The 18365-nt window shown below is 39.7% G+C and carries 22 protein-coding genes; all 22 read right to left on the bottom strand.

The features are described 5' to 3' along the window. Window positions 1-163 precede the first annotated feature (163 nt). On the bottom strand, window positions 164-568 hold the full coding sequence (locus tag MKY09_RS03295; protein WP_169359476.1) for a F0F1 ATP synthase subunit epsilon: 405 nt from the start codon (window positions 566-568) through the stop codon (window positions 164-166). Window positions 569-592: 24 nt separating this feature from the next. Beyond that, the gene (gene atpD / locus MKY09_RS03290; protein WP_169359475.1) at window positions 593-2008 is read right to left on the bottom strand and encodes a F0F1 ATP synthase subunit beta; all 1416 of its coding nucleotides are present in this window, start codon (window positions 2006-2008) and stop codon (window positions 593-595) included. A gap of 28 nt (window positions 2009-2036) precedes the next feature. Next, on the bottom strand, window positions 2037-2903 hold the full coding sequence (locus tag MKY09_RS03285) for a F0F1 ATP synthase subunit gamma (RefSeq protein ID WP_169359474.1): 867 nt from the start codon (window positions 2901-2903) through the stop codon (window positions 2037-2039). Between the two features lie 44 nt (window positions 2904-2947). Beyond that, window positions 2948-4456 (bottom strand): F0F1 ATP synthase subunit alpha, encoded by a 1509-nt coding sequence (gene atpA, locus MKY09_RS03280; protein ID WP_169359473.1) that lies wholly within the window; start codon window positions 4454-4456, stop codon window positions 2948-2950. A gap of 27 nt (window positions 4457-4483) precedes the next feature. Next, window positions 4484-5020: a F0F1 ATP synthase subunit delta gene (locus MKY09_RS03275; protein ID WP_251552381.1), complete on the bottom strand. Its 537-nt coding sequence runs from the start codon at window positions 5018-5020 to the stop codon at window positions 4484-4486. Then, a complete protein-coding gene (atpF, locus tag MKY09_RS03270) occupies window positions 5017-5544 on the bottom strand; it encodes a F0F1 ATP synthase subunit B (RefSeq protein WP_169359471.1) in 528 nt (175 codons plus the stop codon). Before atpF ends, MKY09_RS03275 begins: the two co-directional genes overlap by 4 nt. Window positions 5545-5686: 142 nt before the next feature. After that, entirely contained in the window at window positions 5687-5911 is a 225-nt protein-coding gene (atpE, locus tag MKY09_RS03265; RefSeq protein ID WP_144540512.1) for a F0F1 ATP synthase subunit C, read from the bottom strand. A 65-nt stretch (window positions 5912-5976) separates the two neighbouring features. Continuing rightward, on the bottom strand, window positions 5977-6690 hold the full coding sequence (atpB, locus tag MKY09_RS03260) for a F0F1 ATP synthase subunit A (protein ID WP_169359470.1): 714 nt from the start codon (window positions 6688-6690) through the stop codon (window positions 5977-5979). A 26-nt stretch (window positions 6691-6716) separates the two neighbouring features. Continuing rightward, a complete protein-coding gene (locus MKY09_RS03255; protein WP_169359469.1) occupies window positions 6717-7088 on the bottom strand; it encodes an ATP synthase subunit I in 372 nt (123 codons plus the stop codon). Between the two features lie 602 nt (window positions 7089-7690). Beyond that, window positions 7691-8320: a uracil phosphoribosyltransferase gene (gene upp / locus MKY09_RS03250; protein WP_169359468.1), complete on the bottom strand. Its 630-nt coding sequence runs from the start codon at window positions 8318-8320 to the stop codon at window positions 7691-7693. 341 nt (window positions 8321-8661) lie between these two features. Next, on the bottom strand, window positions 8662-9921 hold the full coding sequence (gene glyA / locus MKY09_RS03245; protein WP_205964045.1) for a serine hydroxymethyltransferase: 1260 nt from the start codon (window positions 9919-9921) through the stop codon (window positions 8662-8664). Then, window positions 9918-10463: a TIGR01440 family protein gene (locus tag MKY09_RS03240; RefSeq protein WP_342567565.1), complete on the bottom strand. Its 546-nt coding sequence runs from the start codon at window positions 10461-10463 to the stop codon at window positions 9918-9920. Before MKY09_RS03240 ends, glyA begins: the two co-directional genes overlap by 4 nt. Window positions 10464-10484: 21 nt before the next feature. Continuing rightward, the gene (rpiB, locus tag MKY09_RS03235; protein ID WP_298471536.1) at window positions 10485-10922 is read right to left on the bottom strand and encodes a ribose 5-phosphate isomerase B; all 438 of its coding nucleotides are present in this window, start codon (window positions 10920-10922) and stop codon (window positions 10485-10487) included. Window positions 10923-11037: 115 nt separating this feature from the next. After that, window positions 11038-12348 carry a HAMP domain-containing methyl-accepting chemotaxis protein gene (locus MKY09_RS03230; protein WP_298471538.1) on the bottom strand — a complete coding sequence of 437 codons (1311 nt, stop codon included), beginning with the start codon at window positions 12346-12348 and terminating at the stop codon, window positions 11038-11040. Next, window positions 12345-12791, bottom strand: coding sequence for a low molecular weight protein arginine phosphatase (locus tag MKY09_RS03225; RefSeq protein ID WP_342567564.1), 447 nt, complete (start codon window positions 12789-12791; stop codon window positions 12345-12347). Before MKY09_RS03225 ends, MKY09_RS03230 begins: the two co-directional genes overlap by 4 nt. Before the next feature lie 45 nt (window positions 12792-12836). Continuing rightward, window positions 12837-13340: a manganese efflux pump gene (locus tag MKY09_RS03220; RefSeq protein ID WP_342567563.1), complete on the bottom strand. Its 504-nt coding sequence runs from the start codon at window positions 13338-13340 to the stop codon at window positions 12837-12839. 88 nt (window positions 13341-13428) lie between these two features. Next, window positions 13429-14460, bottom strand: coding sequence for an L-threonylcarbamoyladenylate synthase (locus tag MKY09_RS03215; RefSeq protein ID WP_342567562.1), 1032 nt, complete (start codon window positions 14458-14460; stop codon window positions 13429-13431). A gap of 67 nt (window positions 14461-14527) precedes the next feature. Continuing rightward, on the bottom strand, window positions 14528-15058 hold the full coding sequence (locus MKY09_RS03210; RefSeq protein ID WP_342567561.1) for a stage II sporulation protein R: 531 nt from the start codon (window positions 15056-15058) through the stop codon (window positions 14528-14530). Window positions 15059-15103: 45 nt separating this feature from the next. Continuing rightward, entirely contained in the window at window positions 15104-15961 is an 858-nt protein-coding gene (gene prmC / locus MKY09_RS03205) for a peptide chain release factor N(5)-glutamine methyltransferase (protein ID WP_342567560.1), read from the bottom strand. Continuing rightward, entirely contained in the window at window positions 15954-17033 is a 1080-nt protein-coding gene (gene prfA / locus MKY09_RS03200) for a peptide chain release factor 1 (protein ID WP_169359458.1), read from the bottom strand. Before prfA ends, prmC begins: the two co-directional genes overlap by 8 nt. 480 nt (window positions 17034-17513) lie before the next feature. Beyond that, window positions 17514-17639: a hypothetical protein gene (locus MKY09_RS03195; RefSeq protein WP_342567559.1), complete on the bottom strand. Its 126-nt coding sequence runs from the start codon at window positions 17637-17639 to the stop codon at window positions 17514-17516. Between the two features lie 118 nt (window positions 17640-17757). Next, a complete protein-coding gene (locus MKY09_RS03190) occupies window positions 17758-18336 on the bottom strand; it encodes a thymidine kinase (RefSeq protein WP_169359456.1) in 579 nt (192 codons plus the stop codon). Between the last annotated feature and the right edge of the window lie 29 nt (window positions 18337-18365).

The following is an 18365-nucleotide window of genomic DNA, read 5'->3' as shown; positions in this document are numbered from 1 at the left end:
ATTCTTACTGAAATACTATCCTGCCTTCTAAATAAACATTTCTTTTTATACCTTATTTTATGACGAATAATCTGTATTATCCACTGGAGTTCGTAAATTATAGCTGATTTGCAAGAAAAAAAACGGACAGAAATAAATCTGCCCGTTTTATGTTTCGTCCAAATTAAATGTTACCCTCATAAACGTTGATACGATTCATCGCACGCTTCAAAGCAAGTTCAGCACGAACATAGTCTGTCGTGTCTTGTTTACTTTGAAGTAGTGATTCTGCACGTTTCATCGCTTCTTTTGCACGAGCTACATCAATTGTATCGGCAACCTCAGCAGATTGAGCTAAAATCGTTACCTTTTCAGGACGTACTTCAACAAATCCACCACTTACTGATACATATTGAGATTTACCATCTTTTTTCAATTTAACTGCACCAATACGAAGAGGTGCAACCATTGGAATATGGCCAGGTAAAATACCAATTTCACCCGATGCTGTATTAGCGATAATCATGTCTACTTCAGAATCGTATACCGGGCCGTCGGGAGTGACAATATTGACTATAAGTGTCTTCATATTTTTACCTCCTGGTCCGATTTATTATACTTCTACGCCCATGCTTTTCGCTTTTTCAACAACTTCTTCAATGCGTCCAACTAGACGGAATGCATCCTCTGGTAAATGGTCATATTTCCCTTCAAGAATCTGTTTGAATCCTGCAACAGTTTCTTTAACTGGAACGTAAGAACCTTTTTGACCTGTAAATTGTTCTGCAACATGGAAGTTTTGAGATAGGTAGAACTGAATACGACGAGCACGGTTAACTACAAGCTTGTCTTCGTCTCCTAATTCATCCATACCTAAGATTGCGATGATATCTTGAAGCTCTCTATAACGTTGTAACGTATATTGCACTTGACGTGCTACTTCGTAATGCTCTTGACCAACTACTTCTGGTGAAAGTGCACGTGAAGAAGAAGCTAAAGGATCAACCGCTGGGTAGATACCCATCTCAGATAATTTACGCTCTAAGTTTGTTGTCGCATCTAAGTGAGCGAAAGTTGTAGCTGGAGCTGGATCCGTATAGTCATCGGCTGGTACATAAATCGCTTGGATAGATGTTACAGAACCAGTGTTAGTTGACGTGATACGCTCTTGTAATTGACCCATTTCTGTAGCAAGTGTTGGTTGGTAACCAGCTGCTGATGGCATACGACCTAAAAGGGCTGATACCTCAGAACCTGCTTGTGTGAAACGGAAGATATTATCGATGAATAGAAGTACGTCTGCACCTTGCTCATCACGGAAATATTCAGCCATTGTTAAACCAGTCAAGGCAACACGCATACGTGCTCCAGGTGGCTCGTTCATTTGTCCAAATACCATTGCTGTTTTCTTGATAACGCCTGAATCGCTCATCTCATGGAATAAGTCATTTCCTTCACGCGTACGCTCTCCAACACCAGCGAATACCGAGATACCGCCATGCTCTTGAGCAATGTTATTGATAAGTTCTTGGATAAGAACTGTTTTCCCTACTCCGGCGCCACCGAATAGACCGATTTTACCACCTTTGATATATGGAGCTAAAAGGTCTACTACTTTAATACCTGTTTCAAGAATTTCAACTTCTGTTGAAAGGTTTTCAAATGTTGGTGCTTGACGGTGAATTGGATCACGACGCTCTGTAGTAGGAATTTCTTCTCCTAAGTCAATAATATCACCAAGAACGTTGAATACACGTCCTAGAGTTACATTACCAACTGGAACAGAAATTGCTGCACCTGCATCTATTACCTCTGCACCACGTTTAAGTCCATCAGTAGATGACATCGCAATTGTGCGAACAGAATCATCACCTAAGTGTAAAGCTACTTCTAACGTTAACGTAGTAGGAGCTTCGTTTGGACGTTCAATAGCTACAGTTAATGCATTATAGATAGCTGGTAAGTGGCCGTTGTCAAACTTTACGTCAACAACTGGACCCATTACTTGTAGTACTTGTCCTTTGTTCACTACTGTTCCCTCCTGTCTTACTTTCTTCCTATTCTAGAGCCGATGCTCCGCCGACGATTTCCGTAATCTCTTGCGTAATCGCTGCTTGACGTGCTCGGTTATATACTAATGTTAAGTTACTAATCAAATCAGATGCGTTATCTGTTGCAGATTTCATCGCAGACATACGCGAAGCATGTTCACTTGCTTTACCGTCGAGTAATGCACCGAAAATTAGGCTTTCTGCATATTGAGGAAGTAACACTTCAAGGATTGCTTCACTTGAAGGCTCGAACTCATATGAAGCAGTTGTAGCTGCGCCAGTTTCTTGTGCAATATCCGTAAGTGGCAGTACCTTTTTCTCTGTAACTTCACTAGAGATGGCACTGACAAAGTGGTTATAGTACATATAAAGTTCATCATATGTACCATCCGTGAACATACCAACAGCTTTGCGAGCAATTTCTTTAATATCAGAAAAAGCTGGTTGGTCAGGTAAACCGATAACTTCTCCGATTACATTAGAACCACGTTTTACGAAGAAGTCACGTCCCATACGACCAATTGCTAAAACAACATACTCATCCTTCGATGCATGACGACTAGCGATTGCATTTGCAACTGCACGTATAACGTTACTGTTGTATGCTCCTGCTAACCCACGATCAGAAGTGATGACAAGATATGCAGTCTTTTTTACAGGACGGTTTATTAACATTGGATGTCCGCTGTCACTCGTACCTGAAGCAATTGCACCTACTACCTCTTGAATTTTACCCATGTAAGGAACATATGCTTTCGCATTTTCCTCCGCACGGTTCAACTTAGAAGCAGAAACCATTTGCATAGCTTTTGTGATTTGACTCGTTTTCTTAGTTGACGTAATTTTATTTTTAATGTCGCGTAAAGATGCCACTGGTATTTCACCACCTTATTGTTTTTTTCACTTAGACAAAGATATTATTCAGATTTAGCAAAAGTTTTTTTGAATGCAGAAATTGCATTGTTTAAATCCTCTTCTGAAGGAAGATCTTTTGTCGTGCGAATATGATCTAAAACGTTTGTGTGGTTTGTATCTAACCAGCTGCTAAGCTCTGCTTCAAAGCGAGAGATATCTTTAACTGGAACATCATCTAAATGACCGCGAGTAAGAGCGTATAAAATAATAACTTGTTTTTCTACTTTAATAGGAGAGTTCAAGTCTTGTTTTAGTACTTCTACTGTACGAACACCGCGATTAAGTTTCGCTTGTGTTGCAGCATCTAAATCTGATCCAAATTGAGAGAATGCTTCAAGCTCACGGTATGCAGCTAAGTCAAGACGAAGTGTACCCGCAACTTTTTTCATTGCTTTAATTTGAGCTGATCCACCAACACGGGATACTGATAAACCAGCGTTGATAGCTGGACGTACACCAGAGAAGAATAAATCAGATTGTAAGAAAATTTGACCATCCGTAATTGAGATTACGTTTGTTGGAATGTAAGCAGAGATATCCCCAGCTTGTGTTTCAACGAATGGTAATGCAGTGATTGAACCTGCACCTAATGTTTCGTTTAACTTCGCAGCACGCTCAAGTAGACGGCTGTGTAAGTAGAATACATCCCCTGGATATGCTTCACGACCTGGAGGACGTTTAAGAAGTAATGAAAGCTCACGGTATGCAGCCGCTTGTTTAGATAAATCATCATAAACGATTAATACGTGCTTACCATCGAACATAAATTCTTCTGCCATAGTTACACCAGCATAAGGAGCTAAGTATAATAATGGAGCTGGAGCAGATGCAGATGCAGTTACAACGATTGTGTAATCTAAAGCACCTTTTTTACGAAGTGTTTCTACTACGTTACGAACAGTCGATTCTTTTTGACCGATAGCAACATAGATACAAATCATATCTTGGTCTGCTTGGTTAAGGATAGTATCAATCGCAACAGATGTTTTACCTGTTTGGCGGTCACCGATGATTAACTCACGTTGACCACGTCCGATTGGTACAAGAGCGTCAATCGCTTTAATACCTGTTTGAAGTGGTTCATGTACAGATTTACGTGCCATAACCCCTTGTGCAGGACTTTCGATTGGACGTGATTTTGTTGTTGCAATAGGGCCTTGTCCGTCAAGTGGTTGACCAAGTGGATTTACTACACGGCCAATCAATTCTTTACCAACAGGAACTTCCATAATACGGCCTGTACGACGTACTTCATCGCCTTCTTTGATGTCTGTGTATGGCCCAAGGATAACGATACCAACGTTATTCGCTTCCAAGTTTTGTGCCATACCTAATACACCAGTCGAGAATTCTAAAAGCTCTCCAGCCATGACGTTGTCGAGGCCATGAGCACGCGCGATACCGTCACCAATTGTAATAACCGTACCAACGTCGCTAACTTTCATCTCAGATTCATAATTCTCAATCTGCTGTTTAATCAAGACACTGATTTCTTCAGCTTTGATGCTCATGTATGTCACCTCTCATAATTCATAATATTAACCGATCAAGTTACGTTTTAAGCGATCTAATTTTGTACTTAGAGTGCTGTCGTAAATGCGGTTTCCGATTTGAACGCGGATACCACCAATAATAGATGGATCAACGATGTTTTGAATACGTAATGATTGTTTACCTACGTTTTTAGCAAATACAGAAGAAACATTTGCACGTTCTACCTCTGTTAGCTCACGAGTTGTATAAACCTTTGCATCTGCAACACCTTGTGCTTCATTAGAAAGGGTCATAAACTCTTCAATGATGTTTGTAACTTCGCTTAATCTTTTCTTGTCAATAAGCACTAGAAGTGTATTGATGACGATTGGATTAGCGTTTGAGAAAATTTGACGTACTAGCTCTTTTTTCTTATCTATAGAAAGCTTAGGAGATGTAAACAATGTTTTCAAATCTTTATTGCCTTTCCAGACTACATTAAGCTCACGTAAATCATTTTCTACTGCTTGAATTTCGTTTTTTTGTTGTGCTAGATCGAACAAAGCGATGGCATAGCGTTTTGCTACAGTTGAATTACTCAATTAACTTCGCCTGCCTTCGCAATCGTTGCCTCGATTAGCGCACGGTTATCTTCTTCCGACACTTCTTTTTCAAGAACTTTAGCTGCTGCAAGTACAGATAGTGAAACGACTTCTTGTCGTACCGCTGCAATCGCTCTTTCTTTTTCTGTATCGATTTCACGGATAGCAGATTCTTTCAAACGCGCAGCTTCAGAGCGAGCAGTTGTGATAATTTCTTCACGTGATGCTTCCCCTTGCTTCTTCGCATTTTCTACAATCGCTAACGCTTCTGTGCGTGCTTCTTTTAGTAAGTCACGTTGTTCTTCAAGTAGACGCTGAGATTCTTGACGGCTAGTTTCAGCTGCTTCGATTTCGCTCGCGATCAACTCTTCACGCTGTGTCATGATTCCCATTAAAGGACCCCAAGCCACTTTCTTCAATAGGATCATCAATAAGATGAAGAAGAATAATGTAGCTGCGATATCCCAAACATTTAACCCATTATGAGTATCACCAGCACCAAGTACTAGGTATTCAAAAGACACGATTGTTTCACTCCTTTCAAACGCTATTAAGAGATCTTGCTTCTATAATGTTTAAACTTGTGTTTATTATTTTCTAATTCATGTTTTTTCATAAAGAGAATGGCGGAGTTAGTTTCCGCCATTATAGACCTAAATATAAATACTATTGGTTTAATACGATAAACGCGATAACTACTGCGATAATCGGCACGGCTTCAACTAACGCTACCCCGATGAACATAACTGTTTGTAAAGCTCCACGTGCTTCTGGTTGACGAGCGATACCTTCTACTGTTTTTGAAACGATTAGACCATTACCAATACCTGCACCAAGTGCACCTAAACCAACTGCTATAGCTGCTGCTAAAAGACCAACTGAACCTACCATTGTTTAATTTCCTCCTTGGAATGTTGTTTTTTTTTATTTTCTGCCTAGTTTCCTAAACAGTTATATTAATGGTCTGCTGACACTTTATGTGACATATAAACCATTGTTAACATAACGAAAATGAATGCTTGGATTCCACCGATAAAGATAGAGAACCCTTGCCAAGCCATTGCCGGAACGATTGCTCCGAAAAAGCCAAAAATACTAGATGTTGCTAAACCTGCGATTAAGCCTAACAATACTTCCCCCGCATAGATATTACCGTAAAGACGTAGACCGAGTGTCAACGTATTTGCGAATTCTTCTATAACTTTTAATGGGAATAATAGTGGCATTGGCTTCAAGTACGTATCAATATTGTACTGTTTGAAACCTTTCATCTTAATACCGTAATAGTGAGTTAAAACGATAATCATCACTGATAGTGTCATAGCAACTGTTGGATCTGCTGTCGGTGATTTCCACCAAAGCACTCCGTCATACGTAATTGCAAACGGTAGACCTAATAGGTTGGCTATTGCGATAAACATGATTAATGTAATTCCAAGAATATGGAATCTTCCGCCTGTTTTCCAGTCGAAATTACTCTTAATAATTCCTTTCACGAAGTCCATTATCCACTCCATGAAATTTTGCATCCCAGTTGGTTTAAGCTTTAAGCTTCTCGTTGCAAAAAATGCAATTAAGAAAACGATCAGAGAAGTTACAAACAACATAAGGATGTTTGACCAGTTCCCCGTCATACCCCAAAGCACAAATTCTGGATTTGAGTGTCCCACGATTCTTTCACCTCTCTTTCACATACTCATGGCTGATTTCTAACTAACAAAATTCGTTCTACTATAAGTAGAACATAGGGAATCATTAATCCGATAACCGTACTAATTAGATGAATATCATCTGGGAAAATAAGTGCAATTGCAACTGCAGCAATACCTGAGGCAAATCGAAAACTTGTCCCTAAGCCTGCTCGTCCCTTTTCACCTAACATCACACGATCAAATTTTTCCATTCTTCGTACTAGTATCCAGAAATTATACAGACCGAATAAGGAACCTACTGCTAAGCCCGCAAAAATAGCAGGATATGGCGTAAATGCCCATCCAAGAACACATATCGCAAGCAAAAAAAATATGTACTTTTTTTGCCTCGTAAAAATACGTTGCATTTCTAGCATTGGTCTAATCTCCTGAATCATATTTTCGAATGGTAGCGATTCTCGCTGCTCTAGTCATAAGACCTGGCATAGACAAATCACTAAAAGATTGGAGTGGTTCCAAAAGTATGATCAATTCACTAAAACGTGAACGTATCTTCTATAGAACCTACAAGCTGTGAGAGAATCGCTGAAAATAGAGCTATCTCTTGTAACGGACGTCAAATGACGCATAAAAGTGTACTCACGTTTCCCCTAATATAAGTAAAAACTGTGAATCTAGTAGAAAGTTGATACATCAAGTGTTTCACGCATGAAACCCCTATCATGATTTATCCTTTGTAAGCATACAATAGGGGCTATTTGATGTCAATTGCTATCAGTGAAAAACTTCACGTAGATGACTAGATTGACAATTTATCGACAAATTTAAAAGAAAATTTCGCAACTTTTTCAAAACAAGAGTTTTCACCGTAAAAATACTTCTCTTATTTAGCACACGTTACCATCTTACCATACATTTATGCAGCAGGTTGACCCTCCATCTGAAACTGGAAAGCCAACTTACTGCAAGCATTACCTAATTATCCTAATTTTACTCTCGATAGAGAAAATGCCGTATTTTACTTTGTTCCGAATAAACGGTCTCCAGCATCTCCAAGACCAGGAACTATATAACCGTGGTCGTTTAGCTTTTCATCTAATGCAGCAATATAAATATCAACGTCTGGGTGAGCATCTTGAAGTGCTTTTACACCTTCAGGAGCAGCGATTAGACACATAAACTTAATGCTCATTGCACCACGCTTTTTCAGAGAGTTAACTGCTTCTATGGCAGAACCGCCAGTTGCAAGCATTGGATCTACTAGGATAAAGTCACGATCAGCAACATCCGCTGGAAGCTTAACGTAATATTCAACCGGTTTTAATGTTTCTGGATCACGATAAAGTCCGATATGTCCCACTTTTGCAGCTGGAATAAGATTTAACATACCATCGATCATGCCTATACCCGCACGAAGAATTGGAACTAGTCCTAATTTCTTTCCTGCAATTACTTTCGATTTTGTAACCTGAACAGGAGTTTCTACTTCCACCTCTTCTAAAGGTAAGTCACGTGTAATTTCAAAGGCCATTAATGTCGCTACCTCATCTACTAATTCACGGAACTCTTTCGTACCAGTTTTCACATCACGGATATATGTAAGTTTATGTTGAATCAGTGGATGATCAAATACGTATACTTTTGCCATATTACATCTCTCCTTCTTGTTTTTTTTCATCTTTGCCATTATAACAAAAACGGTAGTAATCATACTAGTAATCATAGGGACTTAATATTGCGTCTATTTCATTTAAACGAACGATTTCTGTCGGTTACATTAACATAAGCGATACTTTACACAAATACATCCGTTTGCAGACTGAAGCTACCGTCAAGACAGTTACTTTGAATAGTATGTCCGACTTCCATTGAGATCTTCAGTTAAAAAGAGACATTATTTGTTCTGCCTTCATTTATTAAGTACCAATAAAGCTGAATGCCATAATGAAAGGAGGCTTATGACACAGTCATAGGCCTCCCACACAACAGTTAGTTATATAGAGGGAATTGATCAGTTAGAGCTTGCACTCTTTCTTTTGCTTCAGCAATTACTGTAGCATCCTCATGATTCTTTAATAGCTTAGCAATAATAGAAGCAATTTCTTTCATTTCTTCTTCTTTGAAGCCACGTGAAGTTACCGCTGGTGTTCCTACACGAACTCCTGAAGTAATGAATGGGCTAGAAGTATCGAAAGGAATTGTATTTTTGTTAGCAGTAATTCCTACTTCATCTAGTACATGCTCTGCAACTTTACCAGTTAAGCCTAGTGCAGAAACATCTAATAGCATAACGTGGTTATCCGTACCGCCAGAAACAATACGAACTCCTTCTGCTGTTAAGCTGTCAGCTAGTACCTTAGCATTTGCAACTACTTGCTGTTGATATTCTTTAAACTCAGGTTGAAGTGCTTCACCGAACGCAACCGCTTTTGCAGCAATTACATGCATTAATGGACCGCCTTGGATACCTGGGAAAATAGTTTTATCAATTTTCTTAGCGAATTCCTCAGTAGTTAAAATCAATCCACCACGTGGTCCACGTAACGTTTTGTGCGTTGTAGAAGTCACAAAATGAGCGTGTGGTACTGGGTTTGGATGAAGACCTGCAGCTACTAAACCTGCTATATGAGCCATATCTACGAATAAGTATGCTCCAATTTCATCCGCAATTTCACGGAATTTAGCGAAGTCAATTGTACGTGAATATGCACTTGCACCAGCAACAATCATTTTAGGCTTGTGTTCTAGAGCGATAGAGCGAATTTCCTCGTAATCTATCATTTCTGTTTCTTTGTTTACACCATACTCAATGAAATTATATTGAATTCCACTAAAGTTTACAGGAGAACCATGCGTTAAATGCCCGCCGTGTGACAAGTTCATCCCTAAAATAGTGTCACCAGGCTGTAAAGCTGTCATATAAACGGCCATATTAGCCTGAGAACCAGAATGTGGTTGCACATTTGCATGCTCTGCTCCAAAAATTTCTTTTAAGCGATCGCGAGCAATATTCTCTACTACGTCTACATGCTCACAGCCACCGTAATAGCGTTTACCAGGATAGCCCTCTGCATATTTATTTGTCAGAACAGAACCCTGTGCTTCCATTACAGCTTCTGAAACAAAGTTTTCTGATGCAATAAGTTCGATGTTTGATTGTTGACGTTTTTTCTCTGATAACATTGCCTCAAATACTGCTGGATCTTGTGATTGAATCTTTTTCACTTCTAGTTCCTCCTCTAAATTCATCCGTAAAATGCTCGTAGCCCGCCAATAAGTTTCGGTCGAGTATTAGCGATCGTTATAATCGCTTCCCCTACCATTTTGGTGGATACACGTATCGGTACAGCAACTGGTTGCAGCTGCATGCCAATCATGGTTTGACCAATATCAAGTCCTGCTTTAGCCTGCACATGTTCCACCACTACAGGCTCCTGAAATTGGGTATATGCGTAGGCAGACATAGAGCCTCCTGCACGAACAACTGGAATAACTGAAACCTCCGGCAGTCTATATAGCTGCTGTGTGGCTCTTTCCATTGTTAATGCACGATTGATATGTTCACAGCCTTGAAAGGCCAGAAGTATTTTATTGCGCTCGGCAAATGCTCGAATCGGTTCAAATAAAACCTCTGCTACCTCTAACCCACCGGCAGTTCCTATCTTTTTCCCTATTACTTCAGAGGTAGAGCATCCTACAACGAACAAATCATTTTCATGAAACGTTATTTGCTGCTCCACTTCCAGGAGAAGCTGTTCCATTTGCTGTTGCCACAAATTTTTTGCTTCCATCTGAAATCCCTCTATTCCATGTTATTTTTCTAAAGCTGAAATTTTTTCAATACGGCGTTCGTGACGACCGCCTTCAAATTCTTGAGCTAACCAAGTTGCCACGATTTCTCGTGCAAGGCCTGGACCAATTACTCGCTCTCCCATTGCAAGAACGTTAGAGTCATTATGACAACGTGTTGCTTTAGCAGAAAAAACATCATGCACTAAAGCACAACGAATTCCTTTAATCTTGTTGGCAGCGATGGACATTCCAATACCTGTCCCACAAATTAAAATTCCACGATCATACTCTCCACTTGCTACACCTTCTGTTACCGGTGCTGCATAGTCAGGGTAATCGACAGAATCATTTGTCTGTGGACCAAAGTCCTTATAGGAAAGTCCGAGTTCTTCAAGCTGTTGAATAATTTCTTTACGAAGGTTATTGCCTCCGTGATCAGAAGAAATTGCAATTTTCATCTTGTTCCCTCTTTTCTGTTTAGTACTCAAATTCATCATACCATCTTTTTGAGCAAAAAAATACAACTCAAATCGTTTGAGCTGTATCCGTTTTTGACATATTCATTTTATAACATTATCGGGCAGTACGGTCAAACTGAGAGATCACCTGGAACAAATCCTCGGACTGACGTTTTAAGTCTTCTGTTAAAATATCAACCTGTTCAATAGAGCGAGCTTGTTCATCCGTAGCACTTCTTACTTCCTCTGCTCCTGCTGAAGTTTCCTCTGCAATCGCTGCCACATCCTGAGATTGTCGAGCAGTGCTTTCTATATTAGAAAGCTGTTTTTCTACAAGAGAAGAAATCTCTACTACTGATTCAGCCATTTCATGAACTTTTGTCGACATGCCTTCTACTGCAGCATTCGTTTCAGATACACGTTTGGCTTCCCCAACTGCAAAGCTTACCTGGTTCGTCATCTGTTGAACTACTGTTTGAACATCACTTTGTATCGCTAGAATAAGAGTAGAAATACCTTGTACCGCCTTCGCACTTTCATCTGCAAGTTTACGTACTTCCTCTGCTACTACTGCGAAACCTTTACCATGCTCTCCTGCACGTGCAGCTTCTATAGAAGCATTCAGTGCCAGCAGATTAGTTTGTGCTGCTATGTCTCCAACTAACTGAATAATACTTTCAACCTTGCTGGCATTCTCTTCTAACTGATGAACATTCCCTAAAGCAGATTCACTGCCAGAGGCAATTTTTTGTATACCACTCACTAAAGATTGTATGACCTTAGTAGTTTCTGATAGCTCGGTAATCATTTCTTTTGACTGTACAGAAGATTTTTCAGCACGCTTATTTACCTCCGAAGCAAGTACTCTAACATCCTCTACTGACTCAGCTGTTTCTTGCACAGCCATAGCGGATTGCTCTGCTCCTTCGGAAATTTGAGCTATAGTAGAGGCGATTGCCTCTGCCTGATCAGATGCAACGGAAGCTTCTTCTGCAAGCTTTTGTACACTGTTGTTTGTTTTATCAAAGTTTTCTTCTATTCCTTGGACCATTTCACGAAGATTTTCTAACATCGTTTGGAAGGCAATAGCTACGGATTGAATCTCATCTTTAGAGTTTGGAACTTCTACATCCACGCCAATTTTACCTTCTGAAGCAAGTGTTGCAACCTTCTCCAAGTTAAACAGAGGCTTGATGATTAATCCACTGAAAAAGTAAGCAAGAAGGCCTGACCAGAATATACCTAAAGCATATGTAAGAATTTCAAATGGAAGGGCTCCTATATTTATATCCATCGTCTGTAAATAAGGTTGTACATAATTGATAAACAATGCACTTGTTGAATACGTAATTAATGCAAGAACCGTTACAAAAAGCACTATCTTCTTTTGAAATCCAAAGGCGTGCTTCTTTCTTTTCTCTTTCATCCCTTTTCCCCCTGTAGTCTCTTCACTAATCCCTCTGTTAGTTCACTAAGCTCTTCATAAGTCCGTTCATATATACCTAAGTTTCCTCCAAAAGGATCCATTACATCCTGTATATCGTCCGGAGTTGCGAATTCTTTATACATATAAATCTTAGAAATTGCTTCGGGAAAAGCAAAAATCAGAGCTTGTTTATGGGCAGCAGTCATCGTTAAAATTAAATCTGCCCACTCAACTATAGACGGCTGTAGGGAGGAGGATTTATGGGTAAAAGGAATGTTGTTGTCCATTAGAACTTTTTGACTATTTAGAGACATATTTTCTCCATCCATTGCATAAATACCTGCTGACTTCACATTTACATTATCTAAGTTCTTTGCTTTTAAAATTGCCTCTGCCATCGGACTTCTACAAGTATTTCCTGTACAGACAAATAAAATATTCATACTAGATCATTCCTTTATGTTAGTGTGTATAGGCTGTTTATTTTGTTATATATTTTGAAGAGTAAGCAAACCCATGACTAGTAAAACTCCACCGGCCAGTTTCATAATCATACCTCTGTTCATCACAGTGCTTTTATATATAATTTTCTGTGCAACAATTACTCCAACAAAAGCGAAGATGCCTGCACTTAGAATAAAAATGAACTTTTCTACTTGGAGCATACCAAAGGAAATACTGACGGAGAAGGTATCTAGACTCGCTACTATAGCCAAGATATACGGTGGCATCATCGGTATTTCTTTTGGAGATTTTGATAATACCATTTGAAGACCTACCAAGGTTAGCAGAACTCCTGATAAATAAGGGCTTGCCTGCTGTAAATAGGTTTGTACCAAAACACCTGCATAATAACCTATTAAGGGGAAGAGCATATGTAAGGATGCAACCCAAGCAGCTAGAGTCAAAACCTGTTTTCTATATGATACAAGAGAAAATAAGATAAGTACATCTACCGACATTAAGAATCCTGCTAATATTTCTGTCCACAAAAAAATCTCTCCCGTCTATTTGCATAATTAAATGTATGCAAATGGACCGGAGAGAATACAAAATATAGACAACCTTTTTTAACTTGTTTTACTTTTCGAAAAACCATTTACCATCTGCAGCTTTTTCTAAACGATTCATAATTGCTGCTCCAACGCCATCCTTTTTGAAAACAGGGGCAAGCACGATATCTGCATCTGTATCGTCGCAGCTTCTAAGTGCCTCATATAACAAATGAGCAGCTTCTTTTACTTGTTCGTTGTTACCAAGTGAAAAATAATAGTTGGCATCTACTACTTTCAATTGATCCGTTGCAATGAGGGCAGCCTTTTTATCTTCCTTATGTATACTAGCGATAGCTTCTTGTATCGATTGTACAGATGCCTCTATTAAATAGACAGGTGCATTCGGGGCATAGTGAGCATATTTCATGCCAGGTGCTCTTGGAGCTTCTGATTTATCTACAAGCTTTGTTTCATTGACCTTGCCAATAACTTGTTCAAGCATTTCCTTTGTTACTCCACCTGGTCGTAGAATAGTTGGAATCTCGCTAGTACAGTCAAGCACCGTCGATTCAAGTCCCATCCCAGTTGCTCCGCCATCTATTATAGCAGGGATTCTACCATTTAAATCCTTGTGCACGTGTCTTGCTTTAGTTGGGCTAGGTTTTCCACTTCGGTTTGCGCTCGGAGCAGCAACCGGAAGTTTTAGTTCACGTAAAAGTTTTAAAGCTACAGGATGATTAGGCATTCTTACCCCGACAGTATTCAAGCCTGCGCTAACATTGGAAGCCAAAACAGTTTCCTTCAGCGGAAGTATTAACGTTAATGGTCCAGGCCAAAATGCATCCATACATAGCTGAGCCTTTTCCGGGATGTGAGAGATAAAATCACTAATTTCATCCTTAGATCCAATATGCACAATAAGAGGATTATCCTGGGGTCTGCCTTTTGCTTCAAAAATTTTCGCTACCGCTTTTTCATTCGTTGCGATGGCCCCTAAGCCGTAAACAGTTTCCGTTGGGAAAGCTACCACTTCACCCGAATGTAATAATTGGACGGCCTCTGTATAACTTATTTCTTCTGTGGATAAGTTACCCACAGATAAAATTTTTGTATTCATACGTAACTTCTCCTTTTTTAGAACCTTATCCACAAAATGTTAATAACTTTCAGACAATTGTGGAAAACTATGTGGAAAATTTCTTTTTTAACCATTCCCAAACAAAGAATTTAGGCTTTTCTTCTTTTACTTCTTCTTTATAGCATGCTTTAGGAAATAGACCGCACCACCAATTATCTCCTCTTCCACTACCGATAGAAACTACAATTGCCTCCACCTGCGTCTGAGCTGCAATTCCACTTTCCCATTCCTTTGGCGGAAAGATCGTTTGACCTTGTGTGATTGTCATCTTCTCCTGCAAGCTACTGGATAGACTCACAACTGTTTTCTCTAGTTCTATTATTGTAGCGTCCGGATCCTTTTCATAATTTACTAAGATTGGCGCTATTTTTTCCTGTACTTCCATTTTCACCTGCTGATCATAAGCGGTGTTGCTGTTAGCAACTAATCGAAAGCGCATCGCCTCCGTTTGTTCCGCATTATGAATAAAAACAAATAAAATCGTTTGAATAACCAATAGCATCCATACAAAGAGAATAACTGCATCTATTTTTTGTCCTACTTTACTTGCTCTTTTTATCTCGTAATCTGGTAACATGTAACATTCCTCCCTTAGGAACATTGTTACCAATAGATTCATATCTTATTCAGCATTTGTACAAAAAACAAAACGATTTTTTCCATTAATGTCTTGAATAACCTCTACATTCCCTTTAGGAAAGGCTTTTTGAAGCATTCCAGCAACAGCTGGCCCCTGCTCATAGCCAATCTCAAAACCTATTAAACTAGTTGAATTCATCAAGGAAGGAAGCTGCTCTGATAATTTACGATAAAGTAAAAGACCATCCTCATCTGCAAATAAAGCCAAATGTGGTTCATAATCGATCACGGTATCTGATAAGCTTGGCGCCTCTGAATGTGCAATATAAGGTGGATTCGATAAAACAATATCCCACTTTTCATGTGATATAGGCTCTGCCAAATCTCCTTGCTTAAAGTCGATAAGTGCGGACAGTCTCTCCGCATTTTTTGTAGCCACCTGTAATGCTTTCTCGGATATATCTGTAGCCGTCACCTTGGCGTTTGGTACTTCCTTTTGAATAGTAATAGCAATGGCCCCACTTCCTGTGCCAATATCGGCAACATATAATGGGTTTTTATCCTTAAATAGGAGCGGCACACGCTTTCTTACCTCTTCTATTAATTCCTCCGTTTCAGGTCGCGGAATTAAAACAGACTCGTTCACTAAAAATTCTCGATCATAAAAGGTTTCCTGACCAATAATATATTGATATGGTCTACCGGTTGCATGCTCCTCTACATAACTCCAGAAAGTATTAAAAGAATCAGTTGATATCTCCTCATACATGGTCATCATAAGCTCAGAGTAATTTTTTCCTAGGACAAATTGAAAAATATAACGAGCTACTTCTTTTTCACGGTTATTTTCCTCTAAAAAAGAAGAAGCCCGGTTCAGGGCCTCATAAATGGTCTTAGACATTTGTATCATTCATTCTTTCTAGCTTTTCAGCTTGATCCTCTAAAATCAGTGCATCCACTACTTCATTTAGCTTACCTTCTAAAATTTGGTCTAGCTTTTGAATAGTTAAACCAATACGATGGTCAGTCACGCGATTTTGTGGATAATTGTATGTGCGAATTCGTTCCGAACGGTCACCAGTACCAACCGCTGATTTACGGACAGCATCATACTCTGCTTGCGCTTCTTGACGGAACTTATCCGCTACACGTGCACGAAGAATTTTCATCGCTTTTTCTCTGTTTTTAATCTGAGATTTTTCATCCTGCATGGAAACTGTGATCCCTGTAGGTAAATGGGTCATACGAACAGCTGACATAGTTGTGTTAACCGATTGACCACCAGCACCTGATGATGCAAAAGTATCTACACGAACTTCTTTTTCGTGAATCTCTACGTCTACCTCTTCCGCTTCTGGAAGAACTGCTACTGTTGCAGTGGATGTATGAATACGGCCGCCTGACTCAGTTTCTGGAACACGTTGCACGCGGTGTGCACCATTTTCGTATTTCATCTTCGAATAGGCATTATTCCCATTAATCATGAAGATTATTTCTTTATATCCGCCTAAACCAGTTGGATTCGATTCCATAACCTCGATTTTCCAGCCTTGTGTTTCCGCAAATCTGCTGTACATACGGAAAAGATTTCCTGCAAATAAGGCTGCCTCATCTCCACCCGCAGCTCCACGAATCTCCATAATAACGTTTTTGTCATCATTCGGATCTTTCGGGATCAACAAAATACGTAAACGCTCTTCTAGCTCAGCAATCTGACCTTCTAGCTCGTTCACTTCTTCCTTTACCATTTCACGCATATCTGCATCTAGCTTCTCATCAAGCATTTGCTTTGCATCCTGGTATTGGCTTTTAACATCCTTATATTCTCTATACGCATCCACTGTCGCCTGTAGATTCGATTGTTCTTTTGAATACTCTCTTAGCTTGTTCGTATCATTCACTACATCTGGATCACTAAGCAATTCATTTAAATTATTATAACGGTCTTCTACCGATTGTAATCGATCAAACATCGTGCTCACCTCGTTCATTTATATGTCTAATAGTACTATTATAAAGAAAAAGCAGAGTCCTTGCTACTTTTTCTATTTTAAAGAGCCTTTATGCTAATGAAAGAATATATACCTATTCTATTCAGTAAAGGGCTCGCGAAGATACAATTTCGCTCGCCCTCCGCTACTTTACGGATTGATAGCTCAACTGCACAGGTGGGAACCGTTTGTTCAAAGTTTTGCTTCGTCTCCGAACTTGTTTTCGGCTTTCTGCAAGGTTCTTGCCCATTTCCGCAAGGTTTATCCTCGTCTCTGCAAGGTTCTCGCTCATTTCCGCAAGGTTAGTCCCTGTCTCTGCAAGGTTCATCGCCATCTCTGCAAGGTTCGGCTTCGTCTCCGCAAGGTTTTTGGCTTTCTGCAAGGTTCTTGCTCATTTCCGCAAGGTTAGTCCTTGTCTCTGCAAGGTTCATCACCATCTCTGCAACGTTCGGCTTCGTCTACTCAAGGTTTTTGGCTTTCTGCAAAGTTCTTGCTCATTTCCGCAAGGTTATTCCCTGTCTCTGCAAGGTTCATCGCCATCTCTGCAACGTTCGGCTTCGTCTCCGCAAGGTTTTTGGCTTTCTGCAAGGTTCTTGCTCATTTCCGCAAGGTTTATGCCCGTCTCCGCAACGTTCTTCGCCATCTCTGCAAGGTTTCGCTTCTTCTCTGCAAGGTTCTCTATATTGTATTAGAAATACCTACTCGTTCACTGAGTAAGCGGTGGATTGGAGTGGCATTTGCGGCAAACTGGATAATAGGAGTCATTTCCACCGATTTGAATTTGTTCTCCTGTATATACTGGTTGACCGCTCTCATCCACTCGTAAGTTCATGATTGCTTTGCGATGGCAGAACCAGCATATCGTTTTCATTTCTTCGATTTTATCCGCATAGATCAGCATATATTTACTGCCCTCGAACATTTCGTTTTGGAAGTCATTCTTTAAGCCAAAGCCCATGACAGGGATATTTAGTTCATCTACAATTTGTGTAAGCTGAAGAACATGCTCTTTTTTTAAGAATTGCACCTCATCGATTAACACACAATATGGTTTCGGATCTATTTCTTTTACTACTTCATATAGGTTCGTTTCATCATAAATTGCAGTGGCCTTTCTCTTCAAACCAATTCGGCTAGAGACGTGTCCCACCTCATCACGAGTATCAATACCAGGTGTGAAAATAACGACTGGTTTGTTTTGTTCTTCATAATTATGTGCTACCTTTAGAATTTCTATTGATTTTCCACTGTTCATCGCGCCGTGCTTAAAAAATAGTTGAGCCATGATATATCTCCTTACTTATCGACTATGTA

Source organism: Psychrobacillus sp. FSL K6-4046 (assembly GCF_038624605.1).
Lineage (GTDB): Bacteria > Bacillota > Bacilli > Bacillales_A > Planococcaceae > Psychrobacillus.
Note: the sequence above shows the minus strand (reverse complement) of the source record. Positions and strands in the feature narration are given on the sequence as shown.

What these genes read in the sequence shown, in the direction of transcription:
- MKY09_RS03230 (WP_298471538.1), bottom strand. Translation starts at nt 12,348, where the DNA reads ATGAAAGAGAAAAGAAAGAAGCACGCCTTTGGATTTCAAAAGAAGATA.
- upp (WP_169359468.1), bottom strand. Translation starts at nt 8,320, where the DNA reads ATGGCAAAAGTATACGTATTTGATCATCCACTGATTCAACATAAACTT.
- MKY09_RS03190 (WP_169359456.1), bottom strand. Translation starts at nt 18,336, where the DNA reads ATGGCTCAACTATTTTTTAAGCACGGCGCGATGAACAGTGGAAAATCA.
- atpE (WP_144540512.1), bottom strand. Translation starts at nt 5,911, where the DNA reads ATGGTAGGTTCAGTTGGTCTTTTAGCAGCAGCTATAGCAGTTGGTTTA.
- MKY09_RS03255 (WP_169359469.1), bottom strand. Translation starts at nt 7,088, where the DNA reads ATGCTAGAAATGCAACGTATTTTTACGAGGCAAAAAAAGTACATATTT.
- prfA (WP_169359458.1), bottom strand. Translation starts at nt 17,033, where the DNA reads ATGTTTGATCGATTACAATCGGTAGAAGACCGTTATAATAATTTAAAT.
- MKY09_RS03225 (WP_342567564.1), bottom strand. Translation starts at nt 12,791, where the DNA reads ATGAATATTTTATTTGTCTGTACAGGAAATACTTGTAGAAGTCCGATG.
- MKY09_RS03295 (WP_169359476.1), bottom strand. Translation starts at nt 568, where the DNA reads ATGAAGACACTTATAGTCAATATTGTCACTCCCGACGGCCCGGTATAC.
- atpA (WP_169359473.1), bottom strand. Translation starts at nt 4,456, where the DNA reads ATGAGCATCAAAGCTGAAGAAATCAGTGTCTTGATTAAACAGCAGATT.
- MKY09_RS03215 (WP_342567562.1), bottom strand. Translation starts at nt 14,460, where the DNA reads ATGAATACAAAAATTTTATCTGTGGGTAACTTATCCACAGAAGAAATA.
- rpiB (WP_298471536.1), bottom strand. Translation starts at nt 10,922, where the DNA reads ATGAAAATTGCAATTTCTTCTGATCACGGAGGCAATAACCTTCGTAAA.
- prmC (WP_342567560.1), bottom strand. Translation starts at nt 15,961, where the DNA reads ATGTCTAAGACCATTTATGAGGCCCTGAACCGGGCTTCTTCTTTTTTA.
- glyA (WP_205964045.1), bottom strand. Translation starts at nt 9,921, where the DNA reads ATGAATTTAGAGGAGGAACTAGAAGTGAAAAAGATTCAATCACAAGAT.
- MKY09_RS03240 (WP_342567565.1), bottom strand. Translation starts at nt 10,463, where the DNA reads ATGGAAGCAAAAAATTTGTGGCAACAGCAAATGGAACAGCTTCTCCTG.
- MKY09_RS03210 (WP_342567561.1), bottom strand. Translation starts at nt 15,058, where the DNA reads ATGTTACCAGATTACGAGATAAAAAGAGCAAGTAAAGTAGGACAAAAA.